The following is a 19,284-nucleotide window of genomic DNA, read 5'->3' on the forward strand; positions in this document are numbered from 1 at the left end:
ACGTGCACTACTTTTCTGCGATACCCTTGAGCAGGTACTCTTCATAGAACTTCATGCCTTCGAGAATGATTATCGGGTTGACATAGTCGAAACTGCCATCCTTGCGGTTCTTGGCTGCACGGAACTCAGGCTGATTCTGTATGTAACTGTTGATCGACATATTGCGGAAAGCCGTCATGAAGTCGTTCTGCGTCATCTTCAGTTCGAAGAGATGCGAAGCGTACTTATAGAATACGCCGGCAAAATCGATGAAACGCTTGCATGGCTGGCCCATTGTCGGAGCCATAAAGTACTTGCCAAGTTGCTCCATCATCTGCGGTGTGATAGAGTTGTCGAACTGTAGAGGAGTGCTCTTACCCGTCGATGCAGCCACAATGCTGAATCCTTCCTCGCCAAGTATCTCGATACCCACATTATCCTGAGGCACATAGAGCTCGTTGACAGGCATGGCAAGGCCTTTGGCAACCTCGTATTTCACTTCTGACTTATCGATATCATTTCCCGCCAGATCGGCAGCAGTGCGAAGGTTGAAGTGCGGCCAGTTGTTGAGCATCTGACTAATAGCTTGCATTCCTCCCATACCATGGACGAACTGCTCACGACAGTACTGCTGGGCTACATTGTTGTTGATCACGCTCAGCCAGTCGAAAATGCGGGAGCCTTTTCCTACAAACTTGATATCGACAAAAGTCTTCCAATTTTCTCCAAGACCATCCTTTGCACGACGTATTTCCTTGATGAGCTTTTCGGTGATCTGACCGGCATAATACATTATAAGACCGGTCACATAGAGATTCACGCTGAAAAGATCACGGCAATCGGCGGCAATCTTCTGGTAGAATGCCGGCAACTGATCTTTGGGCAACAAATCTACAATCTGCTCATAGAAATAAGATGCAGTAGATGCACTGTATTTGTCTTCCAAGAAGTTGAGACCAGTCATTTTGATGCCAAACTGCTGACAGGTATCCAAGAGAACTTTCTTGAACTGATTAGACAAGTAGGCAGTAGCACCGGATACTCTTTGAGCAGCGAAGCGAACAGAGCTCTGCTTGATCAATGTAGGATGTATCTGCCCATCTGAGCCTTTAATTACACATATCGCTGATATATCGGTTGTAGAACCACCAATATCAAAGCAGAGAGTCAGAACTCGAGAGTCGAGAGTACCAACTATATAGTTTGCCACTGCGCATGCTTCGGTAAGGCTCGTACCTTTCTTCAGCGGCTCTATCTTAAACTCAATAGGGCCATCGTCTGGCTTGAGGTCTTCCACCTTCTTCTGTACTTTCGGCTGTGTACTTCCAAAACCTCCAAATCCACCACCTGTATTGTTGCCAAACGGATCGCCTCCGCCGAACGGATCAGAGTTTCCCCCGCTGAATGGGTCAGACGATGCACCACCTTCAAATGGAGATGATGTTCCGGCTCCAAACGGATCGGAAGAGTCGCCACCACCGAATGGCGTTGAATTGTCTTGAATCTGGGCACTAAAAGCGTCTCCACCAGGGAAACTGGCACTTCCAAAAGGATCACCACCAACGTCATTGAGGGCATCAGCAAAGGCATTCTTGCCTGAGTCGCCAAAATCTACTCTGCCGCCCGGCTTCTTGGATACCGTAAGGTTCTTGCCTTCAACGGGAGAAATCTTGCTGAGTGAATCCCATACCTGTGAATACTGCATAAGCAGAGTCTCGCCCATAGATGAAGGATAGCTCCACTTTAGTTCAACAGGCACCCTTCCCTCCGCAAAGAGCTCAGCATAAACATGGAGCAGAAGCGACGAAAGAAAGGCCGACTTATGCTCCTTGTCCTGATCGTCTCCACGCCACTTCATGTTGTTTACAAGGTCGGCTATTGTGCCTGTATTTCTGAAAAGCAGCGAGATATGTCCGTCCTTCACAACGTTGATAGGCAAATCTCTGCTGAAGCAAGGTAGCCCACCCGACACTGCTTCCTGGCGTACGATGTTTCCCTCGGGCAGACGACGCGGGTCGTGCAGGGTAAGAATACTCTTCACAGTATTGCTTCTCATTGTGTTCCTTTGGAAGAAGAATACACTACTCTCCATCGTCGGCAACTTGCCCTCGGGGATAGTATGAAGGCACTGGAGAAGTGATATGCGATGGTTGTGGAAATCGAACCCTTTCGCCTTGCCATCCATATCACTATAGTAGGCAATGGAGGTGTTTGTAGATCCGAAGTCGATGCCGAGAGAAACGTCGTTGAGCTGGCTCTCTATCCCGGCATAGTTGTATGGCAGGATATGGTTGTCCTGCTGTGTGGAATACCTGATGAGAAAGAATCCGCACACTTTGCCCATTCTCTTTATCTCAACGCCACGGAAAGGCTTGTCAGCCTCATAAATCTCATACTTGTAGCGTTGGTCGGATGTGCGATAGTCTGAGAATACGTCGAGTTTGGCAGTTAGCTTGCCATCTAAGCTTTTTGCCTTTCCATCCACTGCGAGCACTGCTATTTTTTCCTCTTCATCTTGTGTAGTGGCAGTAGTAGTGATAATGTCAAGACTTGGCGTACTGTTGTCTCCACAGAATGGTACCGACTCAAACGGACAGTCGTTAGAGTGGTCATTATGTGGCATCTCGGAGTAGAGGAAATATCTATTCCATTGAGCAGAAGCGAAGTTAGGCCAGATGATAACATCCTTATTTTGAAGGATGTCGCGGCTCACTCTATAGTTGACGGTGATAGGTTTCACGGTACCTTCCTTTGTCTTGATGGTAAGGGTCACCTTCAGCGTGTTTGCCCTCTCGTCGAATTCTCCTACAAGAGAAGAGCCTACAGCGGAAGCGTTAGGATTCAGTCCGAGCAAAGTGTCCATATTCTTTTCAAACACACGGATACCCGTTTCACTCAGTGGCAGAGCGAAATATGAGAAACCGGTACTTTCTTTCTTCGTAGCCCTAAGCACTGTGAGAGGATACGACGATAGGTCGCGTGTGGCGGGCAGAGGTATATTTATATTGACAAGCTCCACATCGTTGGGAAGCAACAACTCGTCGGGTGAGAAAGCCTGAGCATGCTCCTGCTCCTGGCTGAAGATGACACCGTTGATGGCGAAGAGATTGTCGCTATAATTGAAGAAGGACTTAAACGGCTCGATTGTAAAATAGTTGACAGGCAGCGGCGAGGCGTTGCTCTTGTCGAAGTTTTTCTCGCTGACCTTAGCGTCTACCTCACTGGTCCACTTCTGCAGTTCGGCTTGGAGATTTGTGTAGTCAGGCTTATTGTCGTCGGCAATGAAATAACCGTTCAGGCTCTGGAATCTGCCCATCAGCAAATGGAGGTAAGAATCCAGGGCGAGCCACTGGTCTTGAGTGAGCCTGCCAAGCGTCTGCGGATCCGTGAATCGGTGGGTCTTTGGGTTGACATAAGCTAAAGGCTCATCGATCTGATATTTCGGAGCCGTAAAAAGCAGCACGTCTGGCGACGTACCGCCGACAACCATGCCGTTGTATTTGATGATACAAATCCGCGGTTTGGCAAGGTTCATGTTTGCAGCCTTCTGGTCACACCACTGGCTGCGCTTATCGAGGAGCATATTGCCAAAGGCTCCCTTTGGCTCAAGCACATTCGCTGTCTGCGATACATCCTTTCCGTCGGAGTAAGCGAGCTCAATGGTGTCAACAGATAGCTTGCCATTTGCAGCATCAAGGGCCAGACAGGCTATCAAGCCTCTCCATTCATCGACAAGAGAAGCATAGTATTTCGCGAGACCGGATGATATGCCAGAGCCTGAGTTCTGGCTTGCGAGCGCACGGGCAAAGAGCGTAGGACGGGCAAAGGGAGTAGGCATACCGGAGACGGCTGCGGCGATACTGGTGGCCTCTATGTCATCTGAGTTCTGAACGTCAGGAGTAATGATATTCGGGGTAACACGCCCCATCTGTGTTGTAGCATCCTCCCAAGCGCCGAGATTTCCTTGTAGCTTGCCGTTAGAATTGGTATCTATTATAAGAGCTTTAGTGTCCATGAAGCAAAATTAAATTTTAAATTTCTGGGCGATAGTAATTCCATTGAAAAGATGGGCTAAGAAGCGTTCCTTCGTCGTTTTCACATTCTGTTCCGATTTTGGCCGACTGTTGGAATCCGTGATCGTATGCTTGATGAAATAATCGTAGCGATTGCTCAACAATGGATTTTCCCAGTTATGACTGTTGTCAATGAATATAGCTCCCGGATCTATCTTTTGTATATCCTTAGCAGAATGAGGAAAGGCGGATGGAGCAAAGAGAAACTCACTCGAACCAACAGAATTGTTGACTTGGCACAGCCATCCTGGCACAATGACATCGCCCTTGCTGGAAACTGAGTATGCGAACATTCTCATGTATTCGTCTATCTCGCCTGCCTGCTCATCAGTGATTGTGCTGTAATCTTTGATGTTCTGGGTACTAAAGCGATCAAGCAACGACTTAGTGCCACCATTCTTAGTGCCAATCCATGCTGCTTGGTGCTTGGCAAGAATGATATGGGCTAACGAGAAGAAAGCACCTAACTTGTTGAGGAAGAACTCCCCCCGATCTACGAAATCAGATGCCTTGAACTTAAGCACATTGTTCACTGTCTCGATGCAACGGTAGCGGTATTCGGCAGACTTAATGTTGTCGATAGTATCACTGCTAAGGGTAAAGAAATCGTAAGCGGCACAAGCACACATCAGCTCTACAACATGACAAGGATTCTTCTGCTCAGCGCCACCCGTAGGAGACTGTCCATTATCCTCACTGAAGTCTTCGTCCTTTAAAGGCCAACCAACTAGATACAACCTCTTATAGCATTTCTTCACCGTGGGATCGTCCTGATAGAACTGTAAAGCTGCCTGACTGTTGATGGCAAAGTTGTCGGCTGACGCAATGACACCTTCTTTCTGCAGTTTACTGCGATCAGGAGAGGCAAAGGTGAAATATTCTGTAAGGAGCGTAGACCCGAACTTAGCTCCATTTTCCAGACTGAGCTGATTGCCGCCCATTATCTTGCTGGCATCTGCGAGAGCACGTGGGATAACAGGTATCGACGAAGCGCCTGTACCACCGAAGACAGAACCGAAGATGAAAACGCGTGCCTGTTGGCCTGCCTGCACAAGAAGGGTAAGGAAGCTGAGCAAAGCCTTCTCCTCGTCGTGTGCCTTGTCCTTATTGGTCGTGGCATTACGCACGGCTTGTAAAATAGCATGATACATCAGCATCGAGCCAAGATGGGTCTGAGCCCTATAGCCATGCTCGAGATTGAACGTCTGGACGGTATCATCCTGGAAGAACAAGTCAGACAATTCCTTATCTTCCTCACGCTGCTCTACGCTTGCCGTGGACACGTTTGAGAGTTTCTGATAGGTGTTGGCGTTATCGTTGGAGTAGTTTGTGAAGAACTTATACAGGTTCAACTTGGCAGAGAAGAACGTATTGGTATTCTTGTCGCCACCGTCTACCTGCTGGGAATCATCACTCTTGACCTTCCGATAGAGGTCTATCAGATTCTCGACCCGGGCTTTGTTGCCATTTCCCTGGTCGGTATCGAGGGTAAGGATGTTTATCTCTTCATTGTCGAACATGCCAATGGCGCACAGATGCACAAACGACTCGAGGCATCGCATGCCTGTGCCGCCAATGGCAATGACAAATAATTGATCTTTCATGAGCAACTATTTTAGAACCAGTTACTAAGTTTTCCTGTCTTGGAAATCTTGGCTGCAATGAATCCTGCCACTACATAGAGAATGAAGGATACAGCCGCTGCAATGGCCATAGCCGTGAGAAAGTCATTCTGCTTAGAGTGAGCATGGATCTTCGTAAAGAAGATACCATAGTTCAGGCCTAATCCGACGACCACATTCAGCACACCAAGCACCCAGAACCAAACTTTGCGCTGGGCGACATCACTCATGTCAGGCTTGAAGGAAATGAGGTTAGCAACTACTGCCGAAATGATGAACATGACGGCACATACAATGATGGCTAAGATATAAGCACTTGATACGTTTACCATAATTATAGATTTTTGTTATTATCTGATTCTTACAAAATAACTGTAGACGGGTCTGCCGATGGGCTTCATGTCCTGAAGCACATTCTTGATGGCGGAAGAGAGGCAGTCGTTGCCATCCCATGCAAAGAGAGAGTTTATTTTGTCCTGTGGACAAATGTCGGCATCGGCAACCACGATGTCTATGCGCAGTAGATCGTTGGCCTGATTCTCACTCTGTCCGACGATGGTGCCGTTAAAGCGTGGGTCAAAATCGATGGCGAGCTCGGTCCGTGCCGGATTTTTTGCCTTGGTCTGCTCAAAAAGACCGTTGTTGAAAACCAGCATATCATTAATCACCTTTGGCTGCTGGCTTTGGGCAATCTTCGGATAGTTGTATTCGGGCAGAAGATTTCCGTTGTCGTCATAGTACTGCTGCCCGGCCTCATGACCATCCCAGTCGAGGTATACTCCGTCGGTATCGTGCTTCTTGACCGGCTTGTTGAGCATAGCTGTATTCCAGTCGTTGAAGAGCGTGAAGTCCTTCTCAACATCGGTAACGACCACTGCCATCTGCTTGATATTGTAGGAATCGGCATGGGAGAGGTTGATGAAGAGATTGCTGAAGAGATGGTGGAAAGGCACCTGTACACCGTTGGCAAGGGTCTGCTGATGAGCGTTGTTAAGAATATCTTGCCATGAAGCGTCGAAACTGTAGCTTTCTGCTCGCAGACTGTCCATCATAAAGAATGAACCGTCTTTGCCGTCTTCAGCAGACATTGACACTACGTCCTCGCCATTCTCGTCATGATAGGTACCACCTTGGTTTGCTGAAGGATAGGAGGTAGCCATAGGATAGCTATTCACAGAGAGCGTGAACGTGCGGTAGTTCTTCGGGGCTCCTTGCAGGGCGTCGGCTACCATCTTGCTGAGTTTGTGGTTGTTGTAGTCGAACACCACGTAATAGAGATGCTTGTGCAGGCTTCCCTCTACGTAGTCAGTCACATAGAACTGAATATCGCCGCCACGCTTGAGCCATTTTTCAAAATAAGGAGTGGCATAAGCCTGACGATAGATGACGCCGTCCTTAGTGTATTCCTCGAAATCAGTAACCAACAGTGCCGGGCGACCTTCGTCAGCTATCTTCTGTAGTGTCTTCTCGATAGGAGCCCAGAGCTGTCCCTGCTGATTAGAGTCGTGCAGCTTCTGGAAGAGAGCTGCCGGAGAGTTGGCACCGGATAGCAACTGAATCTTGGCGTTGGCGAGGGAATAGATGTCGAACGAACTTGCCTCGCCGGTCACCTTCTGAGTAAGACTGTTAAAGGTCTGGTGTGTAGCTGGATCATTGTAAGCGATGTATACGCCCGAAAAGTCAAAGTAAGCAGCATACTTGTTGGAGGAAGTTGTCACAACAGGTAAGTCTTTTTTCAGGTAATTTACCAACTGAGTTTGAAAATCAGAGCCATTATTGCTTGAACCGCAGCCGGTCAAACAACCTGCCACAATCATCGCAGCGAAGGCTAACTTGGCTTTGAGAAAAGTTTTTGTTTTCATATTTCCTTAGTTTAATTGATTCAATAGATAATACCTGAAAGGCTATTGATCATCAGCGGCATCCTCAATATCGTCGCCGGATATTCCAATATCATCCATTACTTTGTTTACACCATCCATAACGTGATTCATCGCCTGCTTGGTGATATCAATCAAGGCTTTGTGCTGATCGTAGTTTAGATCGCCCCTTGAGTCTGCACTTTCCAGTGATGATAATACAGGAGCATATCTGTCTGTTATCTCATCTATCTTACTTTTTGCCTCCTTATCTGGCATATTCCCATCAAGATACTCATCTTTTACAGCTCCGCATTCATCGACACATGCATACATGGCATCTATCATTGCATCATAATCATCAGAAGATGCAATTTCTTGGATTTCCTCTTCTGTATAGGATGCGGATGACTTAGTAGTGCATGCAGATAAAGCAATCATCATTAAGAAAGAGATCAAGCAGACATGCCTCATATTCATACGTCTCCACTGCAGATCCCAAAACAGTCAATTAGTTTTTAATCAGTGATTATATACAAAAAAGACGTGGGATCCTTACCTGTTACCCGTCCCACGTCGCGAGGCTCTGGAATTGCCCATTACAGTCAGAACGAGCAACGCAGAAGCCCACGCCAGTATGTATAGCACACCATTGGCATACCTTATAGTATAAGGTATACCTCTGGCTTGGTGAATACACACCCATGAACATCTATCGTTGCGATGCTCTTTGACTGTAATTGAAATTTTCCAGATTTCGCGCCGTCAAGAACAAAGCGTCAGATAAACGCCTTAATCATATATATGATTCTCACTATCAAGACGCTCCTCATAAGCATCTCTTCCCACCAACTTGTGGACTTCTGCTTCTGTGACAGTCATCCTTCGAAGGCTTAGGATAGGGTTCACAATCGCAAAGTTAAGAAAATGTTTTGATAATGGTTAACTTTTCAGGGAAAAATTATAAAAAATATTTTTGGCTTCTGTATTTCCCGCATGAGGACAGCATAGCCATTGATCTGCCCGACGGTATGAGCATTCGGTTCAATGGCAAGGCTCAACAGAAGGCAGTGAAAATCATCTCCGCAATTATCTCGGCCTATGTTTTGCCTTAACGATACAATGCGCTACTTTCTCTGTCCTGGGGCCACCGACATGAGGAAGAGCTGGAACACGCTGACCGGCCTTGTTATAAACCAGATGGGTATGGAGCTTAAGCTTGGTGATTGCTTCATCTTCGTCAACAAGCGGAGAAACACCTGTAAGATACTTACCGCCGAGGACGGGGGCCTCGTTCTCTATATGAAGAAACTCAGCTCAGGAGTCTTCAAACTGCCCGAGTATGACCCTTCAACGAAGTCCTTCAATATGGAATGGCGTGACCTGATGGTCATGGTTGAGGGCATAAGGGAAAGGCCGGACAAGCGGCTGAAAAGGACTCGTGCGCCAAGGTAAAAAACGTTGTAAACGCCAGTAAATAAAGGCGTTTACGTTTTGTGATGTCGTATTTTTTTGTTACCTTTGTACATAATAATAGATGAGACATGAGTGAAATTGAGACATTACGCCGACAAACAGAAACTCTGCAAAACCAGTTTGCGGAGGTCAGCGCCATGGTGTCCACACTCATGCGACAGGCGGAGGAACAGCGTCAGCACTACGATGCAGAAATCGCGAAGAAAGATGCAAAGATAGAGGAGCAGGCCAAGGAGATCCTCAAGCTGAAGCAGAATGTAGCTTGGTTCGTCCGCAAGTTCTACGGCAAAGTCAGTGAGAAAGTACGTGCCCTGGACAAGAACCAGCTCACCATCCCATTCCCAGAATGGCAGGATGAGCCCACTGCGGAGATTGAGAAAATGCGGGAAGAGGTTGACAAGGAACTCGAGAAACAGCGGGAGGAGCTGAAATCCACACAAGCAAAAAAGCCGCGTTCCACGAGGTCAGCCATCAAGAATCCCTCTTATCCCGTCGTTACGGTAGTCGTCGAGCCTGACGGAGTGGACATGTCGAATTACAAGATTGTCGGTCATGAGTATACTGAAAAGGTGGAGATAGTACCTGGCAAAGTCTATGTGCTCCGGATTGACCGCCCAGTCTACGGCCTTGTCAACGGACAGGTTTTGGTTCCGGAGGGACAGAAGGGAATGATGATTGCAAAACTGCCACCGATGATTATCGGACAAGGAATGTTCGGGAACAACGCCATCGTGGAGTTCATGCTTGACAAGTTCGCCTATTATATGCCCTACTACAGACAACACCAGAAATATCTCAATTTGGGAGTCGATTTGAAGAAGACGACCTTGGAGGGGTGTTTCAAGCCTATGGCTGAGTTGCTTAAACCCCTTGCAGAAGAGTTGTCCAAGGCCATCCTCAATGAGACAGGATATGTCCAATGCGACGGGACGACTATACCGGTGGTCAACAAGGAGAAGCATAAAGCCTGTAAAGAATATATATGGACGCTCCGAGCGCCATTGCTGCACCTTGTCCGGTACAACTATTTGTACGAGGGATCAAGGGGCGGCAAAGTAGGAGAAGAACTTTTGGGAAACTACAAGGATTACCTGCAGACGGATGATTACGAGGTGTATAGGTCTCTTTGCGTGGGCAGGAGATACAAAGAGTATGTGTTCGCTTTCGATACTTGTTAAACGGATAAAATTGTCCATTTGCCGCTTGGGGATGGTTAAAGGAGGATTCTTCCCAAAAGTATCCATTTTAAAATGTGCATAATAATACGAAATGTATTTATTTGATGATGATTTCATCACAAGGTCAATGTCTGTGCGCGTTGAATAGATAAAAATGAGATTGTGAAGCAAAGGAACTTTAACTCGTTTGCGCTTACCATCACTCAGAACTTCTTCGTAATGAAGTGGAATATAGACTTCAAATCCCTGATTTCTCAACCAATCATAAACCTTTTGTTCCCGACTATAAGAAACTCTAAGAACATACCAGGCAGCTAAATCGATAGGGGCATTTTCTACCGACGCCCCATTGTTAGTCTCACTGGGGATCGTGCAAGAGATTAATCGAGCACTCGGAGTTAGATTGCCGCTCCGTCGGTTGTCCACTTAGTCAACGTGTCCATATAGTTTTTAGGGTGGGGATGAAAAAAGCGTGGAACTTTCGCTACCCGTTCCACGTATAGAGACCTTCGCATTGCCCAATCCTGTCAGAACGAGCAACGCAGAAGCCCACGCCGATATGTATATCACATCTCTGATATACCATTACAATAAGGTATACCATCGAGTTGGTGATTACACACCTCTGGACATCTATCGTTGCCATGTTCCTTGACAGGATAAGAAGTTTGCGAAGTTTCTATACGTCAAGAACAAAGCGTCAGATAAAACGCCTTTATCAAAATATCCTTCTCCAAGACACTCCTCATGAGCGTCTCTTTCCACCATATCATGAATATCAGCCTAAAAAAACTTCATCCATTTGGCTTGAGAAAAAGGATTTCGCAACAAAGTTAAGTATATTTTTGTAATCGATTAATTTTTCAAGGGAAATTTAAAGAAAATCTTTCATTTAGCATAAATTAAGGTTGCGTTGCTAACAAGAAAACTATGAAAGACTGTGAAAATGGAAGAAGAATTTGTAAAAGGCTTGCTTCGACCAAGATTAGATTGTATATTTGTAAGCGAATTGACAATTCCTATTAAAATCGTAACCACAAAAAGCAACAAAAAGAGAGTTTATGGCAACAGAAACAATGATTCCGCCCACAGACCCAAAAGTGCTCAGGGAGACAGTAGTGGCATGGCACAAGATGCATAAGGAACGGTACGATGCGTTCAAAAAACAAGCTGAGGGTGTCGGCAAGATGGATCTTTCCTTCTTCATGAAACTTATGCAGTTCGCTACAGACTGTATACCCCAAGACCGCCTGGAGGTGTGCAGCTACATCTTCCGTCTCTACTGTGCAGATATCCCTTCGGAGAAAGAGACCCCTGAATTTATCAAGCAGTATGATCCTATCGTTGCAGAGTTTCTGCAAGGCGGTAAGGTTCTCTCCATCCATGCGGAGACTGGAGAAGTGAAGTGCTTCAAGCCAGAAGAAGAGATGGCTCCAGACAACAAGACATGCCTAATCACGAACGACTACTTTGACCGACTGAAGGCAGAACAACCAGAGTTGCTACGTTGCTACTTGGATGACCTGTATGCTGAGGTGGATGATGAAGGCTTTGTTACAGATGAAACTGGCAACGTGAGAAGCAGTGAGATGTTTGTGGATATGGCACAGCGAATGGCCTTCGTCTACTCTATGATCCTTGCCCCCGAGGTTTTGCGTAATATGGTCATGATAGGCGAGCACACGGATGATGACTTTTCCTATTGTCTCTATTATTATTGTGCTTTTGACGGTGGCATGAGACAGATGATGACTATGATGCGTTTAAATTTAGACAAGCAGAAGTCCGGCATGATGGGGTATGTGGCGAAGAATCTGCTGACACAGCTCTTTGTCAAGAAGAGCCTTGAACTGGGTTATGAGCGGGATAAAAAAGGATGGGAGGCAACGGCAGAATCGGAGCCCGATGAGTCTTCTAACTTAATCAACCGTATTCTATCAAAGATTAGACTCCCAGGAGGGAAGCGAAAGAAGGATTGCCTTTCCTTGGACGATCTACTGACAGGCGATAAGGAGGGACTGAAGGATTTAATCAGGGCTTATCGCTTGCGTCAGCCGGATACGACCTCGCTGGGCTACCTGTTCTACTTGTTAGGCGGACGACCCTCCGAGAAGACTCGCAGCATGAATGATCCAGAAGAGATAGAGAAGAAATTCCAACTTATCCAAAAGGTGCATATTCAGCGCTGTACCTTTGGAAACTTCTGTCAGGCAATCACGGAGTTTCTTGGAGATAAGATGCCAAGCGACCTGAAGCGAGCCCGTGAGGCTTATCTGCTCTGCAAATGCGAAGAGTATAATATCACTGAAGAGGCTGCTGAGAATTATGCAGAGTACAGGAAAGGGAAGTACCGTAATGCTCGCATGGCGACACAGAAATGGATACCACTGTTCAATGAGATCGATTGAGGACCTTTGAACCTCAAACAAGACGAAAAATGATGGATAAAAGGGAATGACACTCCTTTTTATCCATTTTTTATGCCCTTTTCTGTCCTCTTAATTGTAGTTGTAATTAAAAGGACAAAGAATTATTTTCCCCTCCCTAACTTTGCAACCGACAACGATAAGGCGTACCTTGGGTATTGTCAAGAAGTATAACCATTATTAATCACACGACCTATGAAACTTGGAATCTTTTCCATTGAAGAACTCATGCAGACGCCGCTCTGCATGATGACCGGAGAGCAGTTCGCTTTCCTAGCCAGTAACCTATCACTGATCTCTGATCAGGCGAACAAGTACAAGACTGAGGCTGAGAAGCCCAAACACTTAGTCTATGGCATCAAGGGTATCGCCGACACCTTCGGGTGCAGTATCCCGACTGCCAACCGTATCAAGCGTAGTGGCATCATTGACGGTGCCATCACCCAGGTAGGCCGTAAGATCGTCATCGACGCAGACCTCGCTCTGGAGTTGGCTGCCAAAGCCAAGAAACAAGGAAAGGAGGTGTGTGCATGACAGCCCAGCAGTCAGCAAACCAGTATTCTCCCCAGGAGGGGAATACTGACCTCTACATACGCGTGCGTACCGATTATTATAAGATCGTGTACAAGCCGATGACCGACGGTACTCGTGCCAAGCAACTCATCCGGTGGAAGTACAGCACCATCAAGAAGGATCATGGGCAGGAGGTAGCTGAGGATGTGCCTTGCTATGATGACTTCATCATCTTTCCCGACAACGTCCATCCTAAGCAGGTGGTAGATGGAAAGTTCTGGAACCTCTATCACCCGATGAAGTACCAGCCGGAGCAAGGTGAGTTCCCGAACATCGATAAACTCATGCAGCACATCTTCGGTGACCAGAAGGAGCTCGGCTACGACTATCTCCAATTGCTCTATCTGCAGCCACGGCAGAAGTTACCCATCATCGTACTGGTTTCGCGAGAGCGCAATACGGGCAAGTCGACCTTCATGCACTTCCTCCATCTGTGGTTTGGCGACAACGTGACCTTCAACACCAATGAGGACTTCGGTAGTCAGTTCAACGCTGACTGGGCGGGGATGCTTCTGATCTGTGTTGACGAGGCGATGCTCAGCAAGCGGGAGTCATCTGAGCGCATCAAGAACCTGAGTACCTCTCCTATCTATAAGATAGAAGCTAAGGGGAAGGACAAGGTGCAGCAGGAGTTCTTCGCCAAGTTCATTTTCTGCTCCAACAACGTCGATAAACCGTTGATCATCGATCCAGGTGAGACACGCTACTGGGTGCGTGAGGTGCCGAAGTTGGAGAGTGACGATGTCAACTTCCTCTCGAAGGTCGAGAAGGAGATTCCTCATCTGATGTATCATCTGAAGAATGAGAGAAGTCTGTCCGTTCCCAAGTCCAGTCGCATGTACTTCAACCCGAAGGACCTGATGACACCGGCTCTGACGCGGATTATGATGAACTCGCGGTCACAGATTGAGTCGGCAATGTATGAGCTATGTCTCGACTTGATGGACAGTATGGGTATCGACAGTTTCTCCTTCGTATCGGGCGACATCAAGGCTATGCTCTCAGACAAAGGCATCAAGTGTGATGACCCGGGTATCCGTAGAGTGCTGAAGGAACTGTGGCATCTTCATCCCCGTGCCTCTGCCAGCGCCTACGACCAGTACTCCTACGGAGTGATGATCCCTGGCAACTACACTTGCAGTCAGGGCAAGGGCAGATACTACACAGTGACGAGAGAAAAACTACAGAACCTATACGGATTTTGTTGCTTTGTTGCTGACAACAGTGAGAATACTGATACAGAACAAGTTACGGAGCAACAAGACGACAAGGACCTACCGTTCTAATGTTGCTGTTGTTGCTGACATAGCTACAGAACTGATACTACAGCAACACGCATCGAAATTTCTGTTGCTATCGGTATACTCTGATAAACATAGAGTTAGATGCGCTTAGCAACAAAGCAACAAAAATACTAACCATTTATATAAAAAGTCATGAACACTAACCTAAACAACACAGATGAGCTGAGACAGATACCTATCGTCAGCTACCTGGAGCATCAGGGCTATCGACCTGCCAAGCCGGAGAACTCACGCGGCGAAGTGAAGTTTCTCTCACCGTTCCGGAGTGAGACCAAGCCAAGTTTCAGTGTCAATGTCAACAAGAACGTATGGCATGACTATGGCACCGGCGAAGGAGGCAGCATCTTCGACCTCGTGATGAAGCTCTGGAACGTGGATTTCATCAAGGCAAAGGAGATTCTCAGTAAGGGAACATACAAGCAGATGTTCTACCGGCCCAGTGACACACACTATGAACGCCAGCGTCCTTCACCGTTCACCGATATACGAGCATCTCCGCTAACCAGTACCTACTTCCTTGATTATTGCAAAGAGCGTTGCATCGATCTTGATGTAGCCAAAGAGGAATGCCATCAGGTAGACTACCGACTGAGCGGCCACATGAACTCGGCCATCGGTTTCGAGAACGACAAGGGTGGTTGGGAGTTTAGAAGTCCGACGACGAAGATCTGCACGTGCAAGGCGATCTCCACACGATGCAAGAAGGAAGGTAACACAACCGTCTGTGTCTTCGAGGGCTTCTTCGACTATCTGTCGTTCCTAACGATGATGAAGCCGGAGTGCCGTCAGAAATACGATTATGTGATTCTGAACAGTGTCGGCATGGCAAACAAGGCGATACCGATTCTGAAAGGATACAAGTCGGTTAGGTGCTATCTGGACAATGACCATGCAGGAAAGAATGCCTTTGACATCATCAGAAAGGAGGTAAATGCAGAGAACCGCTCAGAGAAGATGCTTCCATTCAATGATGTCAATGAGTATCTGTGCAAAGGTCTCAATCAATCTACAAGTGAACAAAATGTTTAACCCTCAAATCTCAAGAACTATGATTTACAACATTCCAACTTTCGTTTCACGCTCTGAGATGAACAAGGTGCCTATCTCAGACCTCCTCACCGCCATGAGGTTCCCCTACTATGAGCAGGTGCAGTCGCTCCGTCATTACCGTGCAGTAGTTAACGCTAACGGCTTCATTGCTGATTTCACAGTCAATATGGCCCGCAATGAATGGATATCCCGTAAGGACGGTGTTCATGGTCAGACGGCTGAACTTATCGACTATCTGAATTTCAAGCCTCGTGACTTCGACGGCAACTACCACGATCACATGGAGCTCATGCTCAATGCCTATCAGGAATCTGAGACTCTGCCGGGCAGTTTCCCGACGACAACAGTAAGATTAGGTAAGTTCAGGACGACGTTGACCGACGACATCGATGAATCAGTTTATGAACTGATGACCCGCCACGGCATCTCCACAGATGTGCTTGACCAGTTCTGCAAGCAAGTCGAGGTCAATGACCCTCAGAAGTCGAAGGATAAGTATCTGTTGGCTTTCCCCGCCGACAACGACAACTGGATGGTCTTCTGCGACACTGCCTGGAGACCTTATGATGAAAGTACGATCACCACCATCGGCAAGATCAAGAAGAACCAGTACTGTTTTGTCTACGACAGTCCATCTGACTTCCTCGCGATGATGGAGATGTGGCACAAGAACCAGGTGAGCCAGTCCTTCAGCAGTACCTACCACCTCATCATCAATGGCAGACAGAACATCGAGAAGGCGCAGCAGTTCATCCGTGACAATCCCGACTTCTTGTCGGTCAAGACATTCTTCCCCAACACGGCTGATGGCAGACAAATGTTCAAGGATATCAACGATGCCTGCAAGGGGACAGCAGTAAACCGTTCTGACATTTTCAAAGGTTACGAATCTCTTGCCTCCCGAATGAGGATGCAGATGCCGTCAGACATCTATGAGAAGTATGTCGTTAAGATGTCTGACAACGAAGAGGCTATCTCCCCATCGCTGAAAGATACGAACCGTCTGACAACGGACAAGACATCGAACTCACAGTGTCTGACGAACCAATCTTCTGAAGAAGGACAGCAGGAGGCAGAAAAGTCCGACAAGATTGCTAAGGGTACCGGTCCTGTTCAAAATCTCACCTTGGAGCCCAAGCATAAAGGGTGGGGACTGTGATGGCAGACATTGTCTGACAACAGGTATGATCTACGAATGACAGTGCCATGCAAATGATGTCTCGAACGGGTTGATAGTGCAAGATGTGGCTTTGTCTGACAACTCTCCGAGATTGTCCGCCAAGCCACCCTTGCTCAGGGAAACCCCGAGACCCGGGAAGTCTTCGCTAAGCTTCGACTTCCTTTGCGGGAAATGTCTGACATTAACAACAAAGATATATCTAAGATGATAGCAAAAGTATTACGATCAGACAACGTGACCTACACGCTCAGCTACGGACAAAATTCGGAGAAGGGAGGTGAAGTATTCTACCTCAATGAGACTCTCGAAGGACAGACGCCTAAGGAGATGGCTGATGATTGGCTGGCAATAGCCAATAAGTACTCACCGATGTGCTACCACATCATTATCTCGATGAGTAACGGTGACACGGAGAAGATAAGAAGTATTGACAATCCGGCTGACCGCGTGGAGTTCGAACGCAATGTGATAGATGCCTTCATGCGCGAGCTTGACCAAAGGGGAAACAATGTCTTTGACTGTCCGTTTGTCGTAGCCCATCATGAGAACACAGACAACGAGCACTTTCACATTGCTATCCTCACAACGACGGTCGATGGCAGACGACTACGTGATTCTTTCATCAAGAAGAATGCTGTTCGCGCGGCAGCCAAGGTCAGTGAGGAATATGGACTCGAGGCAGCACCCCGTGCCTTGTATCTGGAACGGCAACATCAGAAGGCTGTCGGAACAAGGAAGGAAGATCCTCTACCTTCCGATGCGGATGAGAGACATCTGTCATGCAAAGAGCAGAATAAGAAACGCACCTATACACGTGTAGAGAAAGATCCGGGTGAATTAAAGGAGCGGCAGCGCAGAGCCATCAGGGCACAGCAGCGCAAGCAGAGGTGCAAGTACATGATTGAGAAACTGGCACAGGACAAGACTACCACCGATGCCAACTTCCTCAGTCGGCTAGTCTCAGAAGGCATTAGCCTCTATCGCGATCCGTATGAGCAGTGTCTGTATGCCGAGATTTTCGACGAGGACGACGATAAAACTCGTACCTACTCCATCGAGAAGGAACTCGGCGTAGATCTGCTACTACTCCAAAGACTGAATGTCAACGTGACAGTTAAGGAGCGCATTGATAAGGTCGGCACCAAGAAGTATCAGGAACTCAAAGCCAAGGTAGAGAAAGAACGCAAGGCTGCGGAAGCAAAGGCTGCTACAACGAGTAGGAAGACAGTCAAGCGAACTACAGGCAATTCCAAGGCGACCAAAACCGCAAAGACTTCCTATGGCCGAAAAGGCTCTGGTATTCTCAATGCCTCAGGAGGTGCTGCTCATGGTCAAAACCGGGAACATGAAGTCGGAGGGCATCACGGAAGCAGTGACGATCTCGATGAGAAGTGGCGCTTGGAATCCGGCTATTACGGCTACTAATAACAAATTCGTCCTTAAATTGAAATATTCAATAACACATTTCACTATGAGAAAGAAGACAACAACAAAATCAAAACAGCAGGTAAAGGCAGTGGAGCCAAAGATGACCATGCCTTGCCGTATCACCATCCGCTTGACAGAAGAGCAGATGAAGCAGGTTGCGAACAACGCAGCGCTGAAAGGACACAAGCCATCGGCTTACTGCCGTCAGGTTATCCTTGGACGGAAGGTCAGAGACCTCAGTCCCGACACCCGCAGCTACCGTCAGACGCTCACCAACCTGGGCAACAACCTTAACCAATTGGTGCGGCACATGAATACCAATGGCTCTAACAAGAGCGACATTGCCAAGGCAATGTCACTGATCACCGACATCAAACAACTTAAGTCTAACCTCGATAAATCATGAAGAGTATGGATTTCAACAACAAGAAGAAGGGACTCGGAGACTATGTCTCTAACCCAGTTGCAGACAAGCCGGGAAAGGATATGACCGGTATGGTAGGAAACATCACCAAGGCCGATCTTGACAAGATCGTCAAGTCCATGGCAGAATCAGCCAAGTCCATGGAGAAGAGTGCTCAAGAGAACAAGGAGAGCTCAGACAGGATGTTTGACCTCTCAGCAGAGCTCTGCAATGTCTACCTCAATGAGGATGGCACTCCCAAGGACTTCGCAGACCGTGAGGGACGGAAGGATCTCATGGACTGTATCCATGCCAACACTTATATGTTGGAAGAGTTCAAGAAGGATTTGGCGACATGGATTAAGAAACTGCTAAGCAAGATCCCTGACAAAGTGGAAGCGTTCCTCTGTGACGAGCATGCCAAACTGCTCAATTCATTCTACAAGAACCGTGTCTACTATATTCTGACACTTGTATTGATTGTCATCATAGCAGTCACAGCAGTTATTGGAGGAATAGTAAAAGCTAACGAATATGCTGACAAGGCTGCAGAGTATGAGGAGCGCTGTCAGGAAGCTGATCAGCGGGAGAAAACCAATAAGGATGCTGCTGCCTTCGGCATATACATGAGACAGAACAATCCCAACACCTTCCGCCGCTGGAAGGAGCGCCAGGAGAACAACGACTAAGATGACAGAGCCCGCAAGCATTCGATTAGATAGCTTGCGGGCTC

At 47.3% G+C, this 19,284-nt stretch carries 15 protein-coding genes and 1 pseudogene; 10 read left to right on the plus strand and 6 right to left on the minus strand.

Annotated elements, in window-relative coordinates:
* Window positions 1-7 precede the first annotated feature (7 nt).
* Genes L6471_RS13795 through L6471_RS13815 form a run of 5 tightly spaced genes read right to left on the minus strand, consistent with a single transcriptional unit; the run spans window position 8 to window position 7,977 of the window.
* A complete protein-coding gene (locus tag L6471_RS13795; RefSeq protein WP_237797457.1) occupies window positions 8-3,994 on the minus strand; it encodes a hypothetical protein in 3,987 nt (1,328 codons plus the stop codon).
* Window positions 3,995-4,003: 9 nt separating this feature from the next.
* Complete coding sequence (locus L6471_RS13800; protein ID WP_237797458.1) at window positions 4,004-5,656, minus strand: tubulin-like doman-containing protein; 1,653 nt, start codon at window positions 5,654-5,656, stop codon at window positions 4,004-4,006.
* A gap of 11 nt (window positions 5,657-5,667) precedes the next feature.
* Window positions 5,668-6,006: a hypothetical protein gene (locus L6471_RS13805; protein ID WP_074548015.1), complete on the minus strand. Its 339-nt coding sequence runs from the start codon at window positions 6,004-6,006 to the stop codon at window positions 5,668-5,670.
* An 18-nt stretch (window positions 6,007-6,024) separates the two neighbouring features.
* Window positions 6,025-7,536 carry a hypothetical protein gene (locus L6471_RS13810; protein ID WP_237797459.1) on the minus strand — a complete coding sequence of 504 codons (1,512 nt, stop codon included), beginning with the start codon at window positions 7,534-7,536 and terminating at the stop codon, window positions 6,025-6,027.
* Window positions 7,537-7,578: 42 nt separating this feature from the next.
* Window positions 7,579-7,977, minus strand: coding sequence for a hypothetical protein (locus L6471_RS13815; protein ID WP_143007184.1), 399 nt, complete (start codon window positions 7,975-7,977; stop codon window positions 7,579-7,581).
* A gap of 678 nt (window positions 7,978-8,655) precedes the next feature.
* Between L6471_RS13815 and tnpB the strand changes: the two genes are divergently transcribed.
* Both tnpB and L6471_RS13825 read left to right on the plus strand, forming a co-directional pair.
* Window positions 8,656-8,988, plus strand: coding sequence for an IS66 family insertion sequence element accessory protein TnpB (gene tnpB / locus L6471_RS13820; protein ID WP_237797460.1), 333 nt, complete (start codon window positions 8,656-8,658; stop codon window positions 8,986-8,988).
* Between the two features lie 89 nt (window positions 8,989-9,077).
* Window positions 9,078-10,187, plus strand: a complete 1,110-nt coding sequence (locus tag L6471_RS13825) for an IS66 family transposase (protein ID WP_237797461.1) — start codon at window positions 9,078-9,080, stop codon at window positions 10,185-10,187.
* A gap of 21 nt (window positions 10,188-10,208) precedes the next feature.
* On the opposite strand, the pseudogene L6471_RS14290 reads toward L6471_RS13825, so the two are convergent.
* Window positions 10,209-10,613 (minus strand): annotated as a pseudogene (locus L6471_RS14290) (transcription termination/antitermination NusG family protein); the annotation flags it as partial.
* A 635-nt stretch (window positions 10,614-11,248) separates the two neighbouring features.
* On the opposite strand from L6471_RS14290, the gene L6471_RS13830 reads away from it, so the two are divergent.
* The 8 genes from L6471_RS13830 (at window position 11,249) to L6471_RS13865 (ending at window position 19,240) form a co-directional block, all read left to right on the plus strand.
* The gene (locus tag L6471_RS13830) at window positions 11,249-12,595 is read left to right on the plus strand and encodes a hypothetical protein (protein WP_237797462.1); all 1,347 of its coding nucleotides are present in this window, start codon (window positions 11,249-11,251) and stop codon (window positions 12,593-12,595) included.
* A 213-nt stretch (window positions 12,596-12,808) separates the two neighbouring features.
* Window positions 12,809-13,147 carry a DUF3853 family protein gene (locus L6471_RS13835; RefSeq protein ID WP_237797463.1) on the plus strand — a complete coding sequence of 113 codons (339 nt, stop codon included), beginning with the start codon at window positions 12,809-12,811 and terminating at the stop codon, window positions 13,145-13,147.
* Entirely contained in the window at window positions 13,144-14,472 is a 1,329-nt protein-coding gene (locus L6471_RS13840) for a primase-helicase family protein (RefSeq protein WP_237797464.1), read from the plus strand. Before L6471_RS13835 ends, L6471_RS13840 begins: the two co-directional genes overlap by 4 nt.
* A gap of 150 nt (window positions 14,473-14,622) precedes the next feature.
* Complete coding sequence (locus L6471_RS13845; RefSeq protein ID WP_237797465.1) at window positions 14,623-15,519, plus strand: toprim domain-containing protein; 897 nt, start codon at window positions 14,623-14,625, stop codon at window positions 15,517-15,519.
* A 19-nt stretch (window positions 15,520-15,538) separates the two neighbouring features.
* Window positions 15,539-16,699: a hypothetical protein gene (locus tag L6471_RS13850; protein WP_237797466.1), complete on the plus strand. Its 1,161-nt coding sequence runs from the start codon at window positions 15,539-15,541 to the stop codon at window positions 16,697-16,699.
* A gap of 225 nt (window positions 16,700-16,924) precedes the next feature.
* Window positions 16,925-18,145, plus strand: coding sequence for a relaxase/mobilization nuclease domain-containing protein (locus tag L6471_RS13855; protein ID WP_143007188.1), 1,221 nt, complete (start codon window positions 16,925-16,927; stop codon window positions 18,143-18,145).
* A 46-nt stretch (window positions 18,146-18,191) separates the two neighbouring features.
* Window positions 18,192-18,554 carry a plasmid mobilization protein gene (locus tag L6471_RS13860; RefSeq protein ID WP_223928520.1) on the plus strand — a complete coding sequence of 121 codons (363 nt, stop codon included), beginning with the start codon at window positions 18,192-18,194 and terminating at the stop codon, window positions 18,552-18,554.
* Window positions 18,555-18,559: 5 nt separating this feature from the next.
* On the plus strand, window positions 18,560-19,240 hold the full coding sequence (locus tag L6471_RS13865) for a hypothetical protein (protein WP_237797467.1): 681 nt from the start codon (window positions 18,560-18,562) through the stop codon (window positions 19,238-19,240).
* Window positions 19,241-19,284 lie beyond the last annotated feature (44 nt).

Origin of the sequence: Segatella bryantii (assembly GCF_022024215.1) — a bacterium.
Taxonomy (GTDB): Bacteria; Bacteroidota; Bacteroidia; order Bacteroidales; family Bacteroidaceae; genus Prevotella; species Prevotella bryantii.

Bases quoted from the DNA above. Each gene is read 5' to 3' on its own strand.
- L6471_RS13835 (WP_237797463.1), top strand. From the start codon at position 12,809: ATGAAACTTGGAATCTTTTCCATTGAAGAACTCATGCAGACGCCGCTC.
- tnpB (WP_237797460.1), top strand. From the start codon at position 8,656: ATGCGCTACTTTCTCTGTCCTGGGGCCACCGACATGAGGAAGAGCTGG.
- L6471_RS13850 (WP_237797466.1), top strand. From the start codon at position 15,539: ATGATTTACAACATTCCAACTTTCGTTTCACGCTCTGAGATGAACAAG.
- L6471_RS13800 (WP_237797458.1), bottom strand. From the start codon at position 5,656: ATGAAAGATCAATTATTTGTCATTGCCATTGGCGGCACAGGCATGCGA.
- L6471_RS13865 (WP_237797467.1), top strand. From the start codon at position 18,560: ATGGATTTCAACAACAAGAAGAAGGGACTCGGAGACTATGTCTCTAAC.
- L6471_RS13805 (WP_074548015.1), bottom strand. From the start codon at position 6,006: ATGGTAAACGTATCAAGTGCTTATATCTTAGCCATCATTGTATGTGCC.
- L6471_RS13840 (WP_237797464.1), top strand. From the start codon at position 13,144: ATGACAGCCCAGCAGTCAGCAAACCAGTATTCTCCCCAGGAGGGGAAT.
- L6471_RS13845 (WP_237797465.1), top strand. From the start codon at position 14,623: ATGAACACTAACCTAAACAACACAGATGAGCTGAGACAGATACCTATC.
- L6471_RS13855 (WP_143007188.1), top strand. From the start codon at position 16,925: ATGATAGCAAAAGTATTACGATCAGACAACGTGACCTACACGCTCAGC.
- L6471_RS13795 (WP_237797457.1), bottom strand. From the start codon at position 3,994: ATGGACACTAAAGCTCTTATAATAGATACCAATTCTAACGGCAAGCTA.
- L6471_RS13810 (WP_237797459.1), bottom strand. From the start codon at position 7,536: ATGAAAACAAAAACTTTTCTCAAAGCCAAGTTAGCCTTCGCTGCGATG.
- L6471_RS13860 (WP_223928520.1), top strand. From the start codon at position 18,192: ATGAGAAAGAAGACAACAACAAAATCAAAACAGCAGGTAAAGGCAGTG.
- L6471_RS13830 (WP_237797462.1), top strand. From the start codon at position 11,249: ATGGCAACAGAAACAATGATTCCGCCCACAGACCCAAAAGTGCTCAGG.
- L6471_RS13825 (WP_237797461.1), top strand. From the start codon at position 9,078: ATGAGTGAAATTGAGACATTACGCCGACAAACAGAAACTCTGCAAAAC.
- L6471_RS13815 (WP_143007184.1), bottom strand. From the start codon at position 7,977: ATGATGATTGCTTTATCTGCATGCACTACTAAGTCATCCGCATCCTAT.